The sequence below is a fragment of the Lysinibacillus sp. RC46 genome (assembly GCF_041262385.1).
Taxonomy (GTDB): domain Bacteria; phylum Bacillota; class Bacilli; order Bacillales_A; family Planococcaceae; genus Lysinibacillus.
Map to the genome: position 1 here is coordinate 40,945 of NZ_JBGCCF010000033.1, position 13,852 is coordinate 54,796.

The 13,852-nt window shown below is 35.1% G+C and carries 21 protein-coding genes; 11 read left to right on the forward strand and 10 right to left on the reverse strand.

The genetic code is table 11. The annotated features are described in order from the left end of the window. Window positions 1–1,075 precede the first annotated feature (1,075 nt). Both ABH966_RS22470 and ABH966_RS22475 read right to left on the reverse strand, forming a co-directional pair. Window positions 1,076–1,342, reverse strand: coding sequence for a hypothetical protein (locus ABH966_RS22470; RefSeq protein ID WP_370082332.1), 267 nt, complete (start codon window positions 1,340–1,342; stop codon window positions 1,076–1,078). A gap of 107 nt (window positions 1,343–1,449) precedes the next feature. Beyond that, window positions 1,450–1,926 carry a GNAT family N-acetyltransferase gene (locus tag ABH966_RS22475; RefSeq protein WP_370082334.1) on the reverse strand — a complete coding sequence of 159 codons (477 nt, stop codon included), beginning with the start codon at window positions 1,924–1,926 and terminating at the stop codon, window positions 1,450–1,452. A gap of 144 nt (window positions 1,927–2,070) precedes the next feature. Here ABH966_RS22475 and ABH966_RS22480 point away from each other — a divergent pair, with 144 nt between their 5' ends. The 4 genes from ABH966_RS22480 (at window position 2,071) to ABH966_RS22495 (ending at window position 4,047) form a co-directional block, all read left to right on the forward strand. Beyond that, window positions 2,071–2,505, forward strand: coding sequence for a MarR family winged helix-turn-helix transcriptional regulator (locus ABH966_RS22480; protein ID WP_370082336.1), 435 nt, complete (start codon window positions 2,071–2,073; stop codon window positions 2,503–2,505). A gap of 272 nt (window positions 2,506–2,777) precedes the next feature. Then, window positions 2,778–3,065, forward strand: coding sequence for a YolC/YozM family protein (locus ABH966_RS22485; protein ID WP_370082338.1), 288 nt, complete (start codon window positions 2,778–2,780; stop codon window positions 3,063–3,065). A gap of 191 nt (window positions 3,066–3,256) precedes the next feature. Continuing rightward, window positions 3,257–3,709 (forward strand): GNAT family N-acetyltransferase, encoded by a 453-nt coding sequence (locus tag ABH966_RS22490; protein WP_370082340.1) that lies wholly within the window; start codon window positions 3,257–3,259, stop codon window positions 3,707–3,709. Window positions 3,710–3,918: 209 nt separating this feature from the next. Continuing rightward, window positions 3,919–4,047: an N-acetylmuramoyl-L-alanine amidase family protein gene (locus ABH966_RS22495; RefSeq protein ID WP_370082342.1), complete on the forward strand. Its 129-nt coding sequence runs from the start codon at window positions 3,919–3,921 to the stop codon at window positions 4,045–4,047. Window positions 4,048–4,163: 116 nt separating this feature from the next. On the opposite strand, the gene ABH966_RS22500 is transcribed toward ABH966_RS22495, so the two are convergent. The 3 genes from ABH966_RS22500 to ABH966_RS22510 all read right to left on the reverse strand — a co-directional run bounded on the left by ABH966_RS22500 (window position 4,164) and on the right by ABH966_RS22510 (window position 5,313). Beyond that, window positions 4,164–4,298 (reverse strand): IS3 family transposase, encoded by a 135-nt coding sequence (locus ABH966_RS22500; protein WP_483308143.1) that lies wholly within the window; start codon window positions 4,296–4,298, stop codon window positions 4,164–4,166. A 217-nt stretch (window positions 4,299–4,515) separates the two neighbouring features. Beyond that, window positions 4,516–4,665, reverse strand: a complete 150-nt coding sequence (locus ABH966_RS22505) for a YjcZ family sporulation protein (RefSeq protein ID WP_370082344.1) — start codon at window positions 4,663–4,665, stop codon at window positions 4,516–4,518. Between the two features lie 339 nt (window positions 4,666–5,004). Continuing rightward, the gene (locus ABH966_RS22510; RefSeq protein WP_370082346.1) at window positions 5,005–5,313 is read right to left on the reverse strand and encodes a hypothetical protein; all 309 of its coding nucleotides are present in this window, start codon (window positions 5,311–5,313) and stop codon (window positions 5,005–5,007) included. Window positions 5,314–5,623: 310 nt separating this feature from the next. On the opposite strand from ABH966_RS22510, the gene ABH966_RS22515 reads away from it, so the two are divergent. After that, complete coding sequence (locus ABH966_RS22515; protein ID WP_370082348.1) at window positions 5,624–5,800, forward strand: hypothetical protein; 177 nt, start codon at window positions 5,624–5,626, stop codon at window positions 5,798–5,800. Window positions 5,801–5,934: 134 nt separating this feature from the next. On the opposite strand, the gene ABH966_RS22520 is transcribed toward ABH966_RS22515, so the two are convergent. Both ABH966_RS22520 and ABH966_RS22525 read right to left on the reverse strand, forming a co-directional pair. After that, entirely contained in the window at window positions 5,935–6,102 is a 168-nt protein-coding gene (locus ABH966_RS22520) for a hypothetical protein (protein ID WP_370082350.1), read from the reverse strand. A gap of 719 nt (window positions 6,103–6,821) precedes the next feature. Further along, the gene (locus tag ABH966_RS22525) at window positions 6,822–7,091 is read right to left on the reverse strand and encodes a hypothetical protein (protein WP_370082352.1); all 270 of its coding nucleotides are present in this window, start codon (window positions 7,089–7,091) and stop codon (window positions 6,822–6,824) included. A 749-nt stretch (window positions 7,092–7,840) separates the two neighbouring features. On the opposite strand from ABH966_RS22525, the gene ABH966_RS22530 reads away from it, so the two are divergent. Continuing rightward, on the forward strand, window positions 7,841–8,053 hold the full coding sequence (locus ABH966_RS22530) for a hypothetical protein (protein WP_370082354.1): 213 nt from the start codon (window positions 7,841–7,843) through the stop codon (window positions 8,051–8,053). 109 nt (window positions 8,054–8,162) lie between these two features. Here the strand turns inward: ABH966_RS22530 and ABH966_RS22535 are convergent, their stop codons facing one another. Next, window positions 8,163–8,660, reverse strand: a complete 498-nt coding sequence (locus ABH966_RS22535) for a hypothetical protein (RefSeq protein WP_370082356.1) — start codon at window positions 8,658–8,660, stop codon at window positions 8,163–8,165. Window positions 8,661–8,741: 81 nt separating this feature from the next. Between ABH966_RS22535 and ABH966_RS22540 the strand changes: the two genes are divergently transcribed. The 5 genes from ABH966_RS22540 (at window position 8,742) to ABH966_RS22560 (ending at window position 13,236) form a co-directional block, all read left to right on the forward strand. After that, a complete protein-coding gene (locus ABH966_RS22540) occupies window positions 8,742–9,440 on the forward strand; it encodes a response regulator transcription factor (protein WP_370082358.1) in 699 nt (232 codons plus the stop codon). Further along, window positions 9,437–10,885 (forward strand): HAMP domain-containing sensor histidine kinase, encoded by a 1,449-nt coding sequence (locus ABH966_RS22545; RefSeq protein WP_370082360.1) that lies wholly within the window; start codon window positions 9,437–9,439, stop codon window positions 10,883–10,885. Before ABH966_RS22540 ends, ABH966_RS22545 begins: the two co-directional genes overlap by 4 nt. Continuing rightward, window positions 10,882–11,952 carry a LolA family protein gene (locus ABH966_RS22550; protein ID WP_370082361.1) on the forward strand — a complete coding sequence of 357 codons (1,071 nt, stop codon included), beginning with the start codon at window positions 10,882–10,884 and terminating at the stop codon, window positions 11,950–11,952. Before ABH966_RS22545 ends, ABH966_RS22550 begins: the two co-directional genes overlap by 4 nt. 11 nt (window positions 11,953–11,963) lie before the next feature. Continuing rightward, a complete protein-coding gene (locus tag ABH966_RS22555) occupies window positions 11,964–12,185 on the forward strand; it encodes a hypothetical protein (protein ID WP_370082363.1) in 222 nt (73 codons plus the stop codon). Between the two features lie 103 nt (window positions 12,186–12,288). Continuing rightward, window positions 12,289–13,236, forward strand: a complete 948-nt coding sequence (locus ABH966_RS22560; RefSeq protein WP_370082365.1) for an MBL fold metallo-hydrolase — start codon at window positions 12,289–12,291, stop codon at window positions 13,234–13,236. A 28-nt stretch (window positions 13,237–13,264) separates the two neighbouring features. Here ABH966_RS22560 and ABH966_RS22565 read toward each other — a convergent pair whose 3' ends face one another. Both ABH966_RS22565 and ABH966_RS22570 read right to left on the reverse strand, forming a co-directional pair. Then, window positions 13,265–13,594, reverse strand: a complete 330-nt coding sequence (locus ABH966_RS22565; protein ID WP_370082367.1) for a YrdB family protein — start codon at window positions 13,592–13,594, stop codon at window positions 13,265–13,267. Between the two features lie 44 nt (window positions 13,595–13,638). Beyond that, on the reverse strand, window positions 13,639–13,852 hold a 214-nt coding region (locus tag ABH966_RS22570; RefSeq protein WP_370082369.1), incomplete at its 5' end, for a hypothetical protein.

Consider the following 13,852-nt stretch of genomic DNA (forward strand, 5'->3'; position numbering starts at 1 on the left):
TTGAGCATTATTATTAATCCTATTATTCTCTGATTATTTGTATATTGGAGCTTTTTTTTTCTATCTATTTTGTAATTATTGAAAAAATCATTGAAAAGAAAAATAAACATAATGATAATAATTTAGGTTCTTTGGGATATATAATTCTGATAATTACTCTTATAATTATTGTATTAAATAGCGAGTACATAAAATATTAAGGCTGTTTTCGAAAAAAATTGTTGCTATTCAACTAACGGAGCAGGGTAGTTCAATAAGGGGCTCGTAATAAAAGTGCATATTTAAGACGTTAAGAAATTGCCTGAATATGTACGATTTTATACAGACAGTACACCAGCAACATTTTTCTGCAAATTAAAAAAAGACTTACAGTAACTGCGTTCAAGGCCTTTGCATAAAAAAACGTATGGACGTATCGCACACAAAACAACCTCAGAACGCTGTACTATCAACATTTTGAGGTTTATGTGTGCCCAAATTAGCATTTAGGAATGTTTATTAGATTTGTTTTGTATATAGTAAAAACTTTATTCAACTAAAACGCTTATGTATTTAAATAGGCTTTGGTAGATTATAAATAATCTACTCAATTATTATTAGCATTCGCTTCCTTTACAATTTGCTTTAAGTATCCTTTTGGAATAGATCTAGTCATTAAGATATTATTCGTAACTGATTGTCCATCAATCATTGTAATTTCAAGTAAAAGTTTATCCTTCGAACTAAGTTTGTATGGTTCGTGGATAAGAATATCTACTGAACTTCCTTGTGTAAGTGTGAGTGGAAAATCAACTTCCTAATTATTCTGCTCGAATGATATCGTAGCTACACTATCATAATGACCGATTGAATCAATCGTTTCATCTTTAGAGGATGTATACGTATAGCGAAGCAAATCATCATTCTTTATTACGTCTATTGCCTCACCTTCCATTAGTAGAACAAGTGTTGTTTCAATTGGATAATAGTTTTCAAATGAAATTTCAACAGGTAATGTACGCCCTTCTAATGAAAGAAAGTAGGAGAGCAGTTCGTCTGTTAGTTCAACTACATCTTCTCGTAGCTCATAGCCATTTTATACTGCTAATACTTCTGTAAAATTAGTTTCCCGATCCCAATTACCACTGTTTCGTGGAGGGTAAAATCCTTTTGTATTATGTGCAATTTCCATTAAATACGTATCGTTATTTTGTTCAACTATGTATGAAACGGCTAATGTTTTACTTACTTCGTCAAGTTGAACGGACATCACAATAGGTTCTTCAACGTGTGCTTTAGGACAAAACCAATATACACCAATTGCGCCTATCACTACTAAAATAATTATGGATTTCTTCATCAATTATAGTACCCCCAATAATATAACACACCATAATTAACCTATTTTACCACAATTGTGATGCAGGGAGTTTTCAAAGAGTTGTTTTTGGCACGCTACCAGACTTCTGGTTAATTCAAACCTTTTAAATACCACGCATTCATAGTAGAATGATCCGAACCTGATAGTGGCTCATGTAAAAGTGTAAATCCAAACTTTTCATATAATATACATGCAGTTTTTAATTCATGCATTGTTTCTAAGTAGCACTTTGCATAATGTTTAGATGCAAATGATAAAGCTGTTTCCATTAGCATCTTTCCAAATCCTAAACCTTGTGTTTTTGTACTTAAGTATAGCTTTTGCAATTCACAAACTTTATCATGTTCGTTAAACGGTGCTATACCAATTCCACCAACAACCTCTCCTTCCATTTCGACCACCCAATAGTTCGCATGTTTTAAATTATTATAATACTGGTGAAGGTCGTTAAGTTGAGGGTCAAAATAAGCTGTCCCTGGAATTGCTAATTCTAGTGATTTTAGTGAATCTTGTATTATTTCCTTTACTATTGCATTGTCTTCTTTTCTAATTTCTCGAATTATCATATATAATCTCCTTCAATTCGGTTAATAATAAAGATTGCGAAAGATTTTTGAAAATGGCATCCCTATAATGTGGACAAAGACCACGTTGTAAGGATATAGTTATATTAATGTTAAATGTGGACAAAGTCAACTAAAGGAGAATTTATGGATAAAGAGATTATTTATGATATTAGACAATTCAATCGATTTTATACAAAGGTACTTGGTTTATTTAATAACCAAATTCTTGATACAGATTATTCATTGACTGAAGCACGAATACTATTTGAAATAAGCGAGAGAACTGAGTGTATTGCCAATATTCTCGTGCAAGAACTTAATATTGATAGAAGCTATATGAGCAGAATTTTACGTAAATTAGAGAAGGAAGAATTAATAGAGAAAAAAAGCTCAACAATCGACAGTAGAAAAAGCCTTCTCTTTTTGACAAAAAAAGGAGAGGAACTGCTGGGTCAAATTAATATTCAGTCAGATGACCAAATAATTCAATTGTTTAATGGACTAACTGATAGTGAAATTAATGATATTCGTAATTCGATGATGGTAATAAGAGAGAAATTACATAAAAATAGATTTTAAAAGTTTTTAAATTTTTAATTGATTTTGGGAGAGATGTTTAACTAACGTGCAGCTTGGTTGAATAAAGGTTGTAACATTCTTCCATGTAATTCGTCATAATGACTAGTAGGTAAGAAGGAGTGATGTTCTTTTTATTAAGTTATAGAACTAACGGAGCAGGTTTATGAAAGGTAGCAACTTTAATTAATTTTATTAGAAACACTGTAATCTATATTGAAATGAAAAGTTATTTACGGCGCAAGATTGTGATAAACAAATGATGGAGGAGAAAAATGGGTGTTAAAAGAAAATTCGGAGCACTAATTATAACGAGTGTTATTGTAATGTCTGTGGTATTTTGGTACGCGCAACAAAAGCCATATAATACAGAGCAAGTTATAGACTCATTGTGGGATAAATATGAAGTACAAAGCACTCAAATTGGTGTTACTGATCCGGTTATATCGATAGATGTATATGATAAAAATGATATACCTGAAGTTGAAAAGTATTTAAAAGCCAAATTGTCTAAAGATGATTTAGAACACTATGAAATCGAGGTATTTTCTCGGTGGTCGTGAATTTTTTGGTGAGACCACAATAAATCATTTTCCAAAATTGGGCGCGATTTTGGAAATAGCGTGGCTGTTCATATTCAACTAACGGGGGCGATTGTTCAATTAGAGCAATCGCTTTTTCACTAACGGACAGATTAGTTAAAGAAACAATGATATATTATCAAAGAAGTCAGAGGTTAAAAAAGGAGATTAAAATGGATATTAGGAAACTTAATAAAGATGAAAAACTTCCAATGGAATTGTTGCTATTGGCTGACCCTTCACGAGAGATTATTGAGGAATATGTCAATAGAGGCGAATGTTTTGTAGCTGAAATCGAACAGCAAATTATTGGAGTTTATGTATTACTTCCAACAAGACCAGAAACAGTGGAGCTGGTGAATGTTGCAGTCGTAGAGGAGCAACACGGTAGAGGTATAGGGAAACAGTTGGTAATGGATGCAATTAAGGTAGTTAAGACAAAAGGATACAAAACAATAGAAATTGGAACTGGAAATTCAAGCATAGGGCAATTGGCTCTTTATCAAAAATGCGGTTTTAGAATAATTGGTGTTGATATGGACTTTTTTGTTAAGCATTACCCAGAAGAAATTTTTGAGAACGGTATTCAGTGCAGGGATATGGTTCGTTTATCTCGAGATTTATAGGTTGAAAAAGGGGGAATATTGTTCAACTTGACTTTACACATGATAATTATGGTGAGATTTTCGTAAGTATCCATGTGTTAATTATGCAGATAATACTTCTGCGCAAGGTACCGAAACATTTTTCGCTAAAACACTAGGTGATATGCATCAGGAAGACATTGATCTTGCGACGTTTGTAAACAATCAAATTGTTAAAAACGTAAATATGAATGATTCTAGTTGAGCTAGGCTTCCTATCAAATAGTAAAGATCGAGCTAAACTGACAGATAATCAATATATTGAGCTATTTGCTGAATCTATCTACAAAGGAATTTTGGAATATTACTCAAAACAATAGTAAAAAGGGCTACACGGTTCATTAAAGTGTACCCTTTGTAAAGGACATTTTGAAAAAAGCTTGGCAACCTTTTGGAGCTGCTGTCTGTATTTTGCAGGCGGCAGCTTTTTCAAGTTCTATTGCCCTCGATAATGGTTGTAATACATCATATAACTTTTCACTTCTTTTACTTCTTCTAATGTTTCGCACGCTTTCATATTGGTTTCATCTTTAAAATGACCGAAGAGGGATTCTTGAGGGGCGTTTTTCATAGTTCTTAAATAATCTAATTAAGCTAACGGTGCAGGTTAGTTGAAGAAGAAGGAGTAGAAGGTTACTTTAAACAAAGATACCAAAGTGAAACTATAAATTTCAAAACTATATTGAATGAATATCTGAAAGAAAATGTTCAGTAAGGTGGGGGCATTCTGATGTGAGAAGTTAATAAAGGGTCACCAGGCTGGGAGGGCGACCCTTACATCGGAAATGTTAATACCCTGTATTTAAGAAAGTAGCGCCGACAATAATTAGAAGTATAAATAGAACAACAATTAAGGCAAATGCAGAACCATTACCATAACCGCCGCCGGAATAGCCGCAGTTACCAATGCCACCAACATTTCCGCCATAGTATCCCATAAAAAACACCTCCTTTCTACAATATATAATATGTTGGTTGCGGAGAAGGAGTATGGTTGTTAAACCATTGAGCTATAGGCTTTTAAAAATATATTTTCGTGAGATAAAACCATTAAAAAAAGGCCACTTGGGATGGAGTGACCCTTAGTAAAAAGAATAGGAGGTGTAAGGCTAAATTAGCTTTACCTTACTATTATTATGATGTGATAGCTATATTTGTATAGTGAATTGCCTGTGAAATTAGGTGTGATTGGAAGAATTGTCGATGATATAAAAAAGACACCGAAATGTCTTATGTATTTTCAAATTAAGCTTATGGACAACTTTGAATTTGTAGGGTTAATCATAATAGTTAAATTCAAAACCGTCTTCTGGTTCGCCAACTTCATATCCCAATAATTTTGTAGCTCTATTCTTAAATAATGTAATCCATTCATTCCATTCTTCTGATGGTAATTTAGCATAGAATTGTAATCCACTTGATTCAATACTTACTTCTATCAATTTACCATGTGAACCATACCACTGTGGACAGCCGTTTACAAAGTTGTTCCAGTTAGGCATTTCTCTATATAAACGCTCCAACTTATCCCAAACTTCTTGTGGGGCAGAATAATGAATATTCAAATTAATATTGTATATTTCCATATGTCCTCCTTTTAATATTTAGATTTATAAGTTGTTAATTCTTGATTTTATTCGCTAATTCAACCAAAAGTCGAACTTCTGAATCTTTGATAAGCTCATACACTGAATTTGAATATCCCATATCTACTAATATCCTTGCAGTAAGATGAGCAATACTATTTTTATCTGTGTATTTAGAAAATAATATCTAACGCTTTTTTAACACTTTCAAAAAAATCATCGAAGCTTATGCCTCTCAAAATTTACCTTCAATTAAATTTAGATTATCACAAGAGGATAAAGAGAAGATGTTTAAAATGAGAAGGACTGTATGCTATTAAGAGTGCAAGGTTATTATTTTTTATTAGATTTACCAATAAATGTAGTAATTGAGAAAGCTATTCCTTCATACTTAAAAGCTTATACCATTTACATAGATAGCTATCCAGAATTAGAGAGTGATTCAAAATTTAACAATTTATTTAATTGGTATATAGGAATGGCTTAACATAATAGGAAGAAGCGGTTTAGATCAAAAAATAATCTTGCCGCTTCTTTTTATATGACTGAAGTGGTTATTCCTTAAAAAATGTACAAAGTTACACTTAAATGTTAAGAGTGATGCTGTCTCCGTTTATGAGATTATACACGGAATTGAGCTGCCAATTCCCTTAACTCCTCTGCCAAGTTTGCAAGTGCATAAGCAGATGATGAAATTTCCTCCATTGATGCCGTTTGTTCTTCGGTCGTAGCAGAAATACTTTCTGTGCCTGCTGCGTTAGATTTAGTTATGGAGTGGATCGAATTCACACTACCGACAATTTCTTCGGTGCCTGCTGAAAGGTTGTTATTGTTAAGGGTAAATGGTATGCGGGAGAGGATAATTAAGGTAGATTGACACGTTGGATAATGAAGTAAATTGCAAATAAGTGAGGAATAAGAAGAGCGAATGGAATGAATATAGTTCCATTCGCTTTTTTGGTTTGTGTGATATGAAATAACCGTGTCTAACTTTTAGGGGTCACTTCAACAGTTACTTGTTTTTCTTTATCCTAAAAGGATGACACTTTATTCTTAAATCTAAAGGAAAAGGAATCAAGGCAAGTGAAAAAAATCTCGTCTATTTATTTACTATCTTTCTTCCCTAAATTTCAAGAACAAAATGTTTTTCTTTTTAAAAGTATGAATAATTCAGGATGAAAATGAAGACAAATAAAATAACACGATTGAATTGTTAAAAGTAGTTGTAATTGCTTCAAAAGAAAGTGCAGTACTACATGCAGGTAGAATGGTAGTAAATGTTAAATATTCTGGAAGAGTTTGTACGAAGAATGATTGGCTGGATATAACAAATAATAAATCTCTTACTTAAAATGATGTTTTTATAATACCAGATACTAACTAAACAACTCTAGGTTCACTCCCCGAGAAACAAAAAAAGCGCACAACTCGTTAATGAGCCAATGCGCCTTTTTGTATTTATGTATTTCAATAAATACTAAATGCCCCACCTAGTAGCACATTTTGAACTATCTTTCACGTGCTACATAACACTTACCATCCATCATTTTATCGCATTTTACCTTTGTTTCGTATATTCTATCATCCCATCCTCTTTCTTGTACTATTACATACTTGTCATTTGCCCCGCTATTTACAAATACAAAATGTTCAGCGTTCGGATATAAGTCCTTAACATAAACATACTCAGTCCATGCATTCGCTGATACTGCAGGAATTAGTATAGCCCCTGATAAAGCCAGTGATCCTACCATTTTTGAAATTTTTGATTTAAACATAATTAACTCTCCCTTTACATTTGTTTTTTCTATTAATAAGTTGCATTTAATAGAATAATACAACCATAACACAACAAAAATGAAAATGTTGTCGAAAATTGTAGTTGTTTGAAAAAATTACAAATATTACCCATTTCGCCACGCTTTTTTACTTAGTACCACCAACCATGATCACCAAGCCACTTCTAGAATGTCCTAAAAAGAAATGAACAAAATCCGTTATTTTTGATTAATAATTTTTTAAGAGTTAGAAATACATATAGATCTTTGATCTTTATGAAGGTTAATAGATGGTAGTCTATCGGTAGAGATTTATGCGCAAAATAACTATACAACACGTGATATAGACACTGTATCTTCTTCAAGTATTAGACTCTGCGAAGACTTAAAAGGTATGGGGTTTGATAAATCTTCACGTGTTTTTATATTGGAGGAGTTGGAGCTAGTCATAATGCTATGCGTAGTTCATCCATGGATTCTACGCAAATGAGTTAGTGGTCTTCAGTATTGTAGTCTTTCCCGGTACGGGTGTTCTAAATCCTGTGAGACACGCAACGCTCACGCCGGGGAGTCGTTCGAGCACGTCGACGTCACAAAAAGCCTATAAAATCAAAATTATGAACAATGCATTCTTCAACTCCTGTAACGTTCACATTATTGCTCAAGTTGAGACACTGTGACGCGGGGGTATTCTGGACGAAAGTTCTCATAATCTGGCCTATGGATCGACCGAAAGGGGTGAAGTAGAAATGACAAAAGTGAAGGTGTCGATCGTTCACGATAAAAGTGGTCGTATCGTTTCGATAGCGCAGCCATTAGAGGATGCGAAAGTGAGAGTTCAAAGCGGAGACGAACAATCAGTTTTCGAAACGGAAGTTGAAAAAAACAGTATTCTCGAGTTAGTCAGTGGCAGCCAAATAGTAGATGTAGAAAAAATATATTGTCTAATAAAGGAAATCTAACTGTTATATTAATATCAATAAGTGAATTGCTTATTCCGGAAAAAGGAGCGTTTGCAGAATAAGGCTTATTAAAATGATCAAGCTTTTTTACAAAAAATTTCATACTAATCTAAAAGAGTAACTCCATTTTGAACAATCTTTTTCGAAATGGAGTTTTTGAAGTTGCTGTAGATAAGAATTGAGGGGCATTTTGGGTAGAACGACGGATAGAAAAGGAGAAGCGACGGAAAGCTCGGGTAGAACGACGGATAGAAAAGGAGAAGCGACGGAATGGCCGGGCAGAACGACGGATGAAAAAGAAGGCGACGGAAATTCCGGGTAGAACGACGGATAGAGAAGGAGAAGCGACGGAAAGCCTGAGCAGAGCGACGGATGGGAAAGAAGGCGACGGAAATTCCGGGTAGAACGACGGAAAGAAAGGGCGAAGCGACGGAAGGCACGAGCAGAACGACGGATGGGAAAGAAGGCGACGGAAAGTCTGGATAGAACGACGGAAAGAAAAGGAGAAGCGACGGAAAGTCCGGGTAGAACGACGGATAGAGAAGGAGAAGCGACGGAAAGCTCGAGCAGACCGAAGGATAAAAAACGAGAAGTGACGGATAACCAAATCTATGGTAATTATAAAGAAAGTATAAAGTTCAGAAAAATTGTCTTTTTACATAGTAAGGTTAGTACAGGAGGAAAACAGATGAAAGAAAAGCTATTACTGATTGAGGATGATACGGCGATAGGGCGTATTGTGAAGGATACGCTTGAGCAAGAGGGTTACCAAATTACTTGGGCAACAACAGGACTTGAAGGGCTAGCTGATTTTCAAGCTGATACGTTCGATTTAGTGTTAGTCGATTGGATGTTACCTGAGATGGATGGTCTGACGGTTTGTCAAAATATCCGTTGGGAAAGTGATGTACCTATTATAATGATGAGCGCGCGTAAGGAAGAGGAAGATAAGGTTGAGGGCTTGCAGGGCGCTGACGATTATATAGCAAAACCGTTTAGCTTAGAGGAGTTAAAGGCACGTGTAGCCTCACACTTACGTCGCTGGAAACGTTTTGCGAAAAAAGAAATAGCAGAAGATGTTACATCCTTTAAACACGGCTTAAAAATTGATTGGCAAAAGGAAACAGCGCGCCTTGAGGATCAAGAGCTTGCCTTAACACAGAAGGAATTTGCTCTGTTAAAACTACTTGCGAAAAATCCAAGCCAAACCTTTTCAAAAGAAGAGCTTTATCAGCATATTTGGCAACAGGCGAGCGTAGATGAAACACATACAGTCACAGTACATATAAAGGCGCTACGAGAAAAGCTAAAAGACCCAGTAAAATCACCGTATTATACACAAACAGTATGGGGCAAGGGGTACCGCTTTATCGGTGAACTTTTATGAAGATTAAAACATGGTTACTCATCACTTTCTTCATCGTGATGGTTTTACCGATAACAGGTGCTTATAGCCTTTATGTGTGGATCAATGCCTATTACCAAGATAAAAACGTTGGTGAATATTTTGAAAAATTAACAGAGCTCAATCAGGTAAAATCTGTTCTCGAAAATCCTATGTATTATAAAAAAAATGCGGATATAAAGGATATTGAAGCACTAACGAATGAGCATCTTGCAATTACTCTTTACTCGAAATCAGACTTGATTTTGTATTCCTCAAATCCATTGAAACAGGTGTTTGATTCTAAAGATAGAATATTTAAAGGTTTATATGAGCTAAAGCAAAATTACAATGCTTTTACTTATAAAGAACCTGTTTATCAAGATGGAGAATTGCTTGGGGTTTATGAGATTCAATTAGTTAGGACGGATTGGGTAAAAGGTGTAGAAAGTCGTTCTTGGCTTGTAATAGCTAGCTCTATATTTTTATTTCTCCTTATTTATTTTGCAGTAATGATGCTGCTTAACCGTAAATTAAATCGCCCGTTACATGAACTGATGCGGCAAATGCGTACTTTTGCAAAGGGGGAGCATGTGGAATCAAATTTAGTGGTAAGAAAAGATGAAATTGGGGAACTTGCTCAAACCTTTCTTGCCATGCAGGACGAAATTGAAACAGCGCGTGCTCACTTGAAAACTGAACAACAGCAAAAGGAGCTAATGATTGCAAGTATTTCCCATGATTTGAAAACACCTCTTACAGCTATTCAAGCATATGCTGAATCTTTACAAAGCAAGGCGTTATCAGAAGAACAGCAAGACGAGTACCGACAGATAATTTTAACAAAGTCTGAAACGATGAAGCATATGTTAGAGGATTTACTAATGTACACTTTACTGCAATCGACAAGCTATCATTTAGAACTTGTTGCAGTTGATGGGGCAGAGTTTTTTGAAATGGCACTGTCTGATTACGAGCAGCTGTGCAAAGATCAAGGATTTATGCTTGAAGTTACTTGTGACATAGAGGGTATGTATGCAGTGCATCCGAAGCAGCTTCAACGGGTGATCGACAATTTAATGAGTAATGCTTGGCGCTATGGAGCAGTAGGTACAACGATAGGCTTAGCAGCCGTGAATGCTGGACAATGCCCTATAGAGAGCTTTGATTTTGTATCGCCTGCACTGAATAAGCAGAATGGTATGTATATCATTGTACAAAATAGCGGGCAAGGTGTAAAAAAAGAGGATATCGAGAAGTTATTCGAGCCCATGTACCAAGCAGATTCAGCACGAACTAAGGCTGGGGAGCGCGGCACTGGACTAGGATTAAATATAGCAAAACAAATAATAGAAAAACATGGTGGGACAGTAGAGCTTATATCAAAAGAAAACTATGGGACAGCTGTACTTTGCTGGTTACCATCATTTAAAGGAGAGAATTCATGATGAATTGGAAAAAATCATTACGTGCAGCAGGTTTAGTTGCTGCCCTAACATTTAGCTTAGTAGGTTGTAATACAGAGGGATCATATTCACCACAGGAAATTATTGATCATGCATTACAGGAAACGAAAGAACCACTTACGTATTACGGTGAATACACAATGGATATAGGCGAGGCTGGTGAAAAAGCTCAAGTCAAAGAGTGGATTAAAGATGGTAAACGACGTATTGAGTCGACAACTGAAAATGGTGAGCATAGCATCGCAGTCAACGATGGCTCACAGATTATGATGTATGATGTTGTTAAAAACACTGTTCATAAATTAGATATTAGCAACGGTGGGTTAGATGAAATCCCATCACAAAGAGACCAGTTAGAATTACTATTTAACGCAGTAAAGGATACGCATGATGTGAAAATTGCAGGAGAGGAGAAGATTGCTGGAAGAGATACGTATAAAGTTGTCGCGAAAGCTAAAAAAGATGATACTTTAATAGGTGATATAGAAGTATGGGTTGATAAAAAAACATGGGTAACGTTAAAAACAATAACGAATAGTGCTGGAAGTAAAATGACATCAGAGTATACGAAAATGGATGAAAATGCAAAAATTGATGATGCACAATTTACACTTGATATTCCAAAGGATGCAACGGTAGAAGAAATAAATGTACCTGAACCTGAATCAGTGACACTGGATACAGTGAAAGAACAGCTTGGCGAATTTTTAATGGTGCCAGAAGTAAATGGACTAACTTTGGAGGATATTTCATTAGATAAAGGGATAGAAGATCATTCAGCATATACCTTTAGTTATGCGAAGAATGGTCAGCAAAATATTTCAGTAACAGTTGTTAAAGCAACTAGCAATGCTAAGAAGGAAGAGCCTATTAAAGGTCAAAAAGAAATGGATATCCGAGGTCAAAAAGGTACTGTAATGGATGAGAAAAACTTCCGTTATATTAGCTGGCAGGAAAACGGCTATCAATATAGCATTTTTCTTGCAAAACCTAAGCTTACTATCGAAGACCTTGTAGCCTATGCAAAACAAATGACCATCGTTAAGTGAGGTGAATTGCAATGAAAAGAAATGAATTTATCAAATGTCTTACATTGTTTTTATTTAGCACAGTTTTTTTATACGGTATAGGTGAAACATATGGCGTTTCATGGCTACAATTTCATTTCTTAGGACAATATAATGATGAAGGTTTTTATTTCAGTTTAAGTTCTTTAACCCCTATACTTGGAGGCTTACTAATTGTTGCGTTATATGAAACGAAGATTAAGAGACTTATTTAATATGATGAGAAAAATCCACTTTAAAAGAGTGGATTTTTTTTGTATTGATTTATCTTCCAGTATGAATGCTATAATATGTAAAAACTTTTAGGGGGAGCTATGAATGGAGCGGGAGATTGTAGAAACAAAATATTTTACTTTGCATACTTTATGTGACGGTGTGTTTGCTGCTATTGCTAAACCAGGTCAAGGTGCTTGGAGTAATGCAGGAATAATTGATTTAGGTGACGGACTTCTAGTTTTTGATTCGCTAAGTACTCCTTCAGCGGGGGAAGAGTTAAGGCGCCAAGCCGAAAGTTTAACGGGTAAGAAAGTAAAGTATTTGATTAATAGTCACTATCACGGAGATCACGTTTTTGGGAATCGAGTATTTTCAGATACAACGATTATTTCTACATATGTAACTGAGAAATTGTGCAAAGAAAAAAATAAGATTGAAGATTATGAGAAGGAAAAGCAGGACATGAATCAATACCTCCTTCAACTGGAAAATCAAATCGGCTCAACAAAGGACACCATTATAAAAGCGAGTTTAATAAACCAATATCAAGAAATGTCGAAGGTGTTGGTTGATTTATCCCAATTACAAATTGTGTTACCATCCTTGTTGTTTGAAGAGAAATTAACCATCACCGGTTCCGAAAGAACTGTGGAATTATACTGTTTAGGCGGAGGACATTCACCGAGTGACACATTTATGTACCTGCCTAACGAAAAAATAGCTTTTATGGGTGATTTAGCGACTGAAGATTTACATGTTCCAATCTATAATCCTGAAGAATTTTTGACTATATTAAAGCGAGCTAAACAAATCGATATAAATATAATTGTACCTGGCCATGGTAATGTTGCTGATATGACTTTATGCGATACATTAATTGACTATTTATCATTCATGATTCAACGCGCAAAAGAGGCTCTTCAACGAAAGTTGCCACTGGAAGATTTTATTTCTGAATTTGATTTACCTAAAAAGTATAGGGAATGGAAGGGAGTAAACGGTATTAAAGGTAACCTTACAACGATATACAAGTATCTTCAAAAGAGTTAAAAAATCCACTTATAAAAACGTGGATTTTTTAGCGTTGATGAAATACGGACAATAAAATCTCATTAATGATAATTAGTATGGCAAATATAATCGCTAATTGTTTTCGTCCTGTAGCATACAGAGCTATGACGGCTAAAGAGAATATCACAAATTCAAACAAAAAATGCGAAATCCCATTCAATGGAAATGTTGCTTTGGGTGAACCGAACAAACTCCAACTAACTACGAACAAAGCCGGTGCTCCAATGCCAAGTAAAAGCTTGAAGAACATGCCTTTCCCAGTTTGTATACCCCAATATCCAAAAGCCATTAACACGCAAATTTCTAATAGAAAGCGAAGTACTAAATTCAATACCATAGTATCCCTCCGAAAAATTGGTTTTGAAAGGGTGTACATAATCGCTAATAAAGTGAACCGAACTGCTGATAAAAACACTCATCGCTGATAAAAGCGGAAAAATCGCTGATAGAACCACGAACATCGCTGATAAAAGCGGAAGAATCGCTGATAGAACCACGAACATCGCTGATAAAAGCGGAAAAATCGCTGATAGAACCACGAACATCGCTGATAAAAGCGGAAGAATCGCTGATAGAACCACGAACATCGCTGATA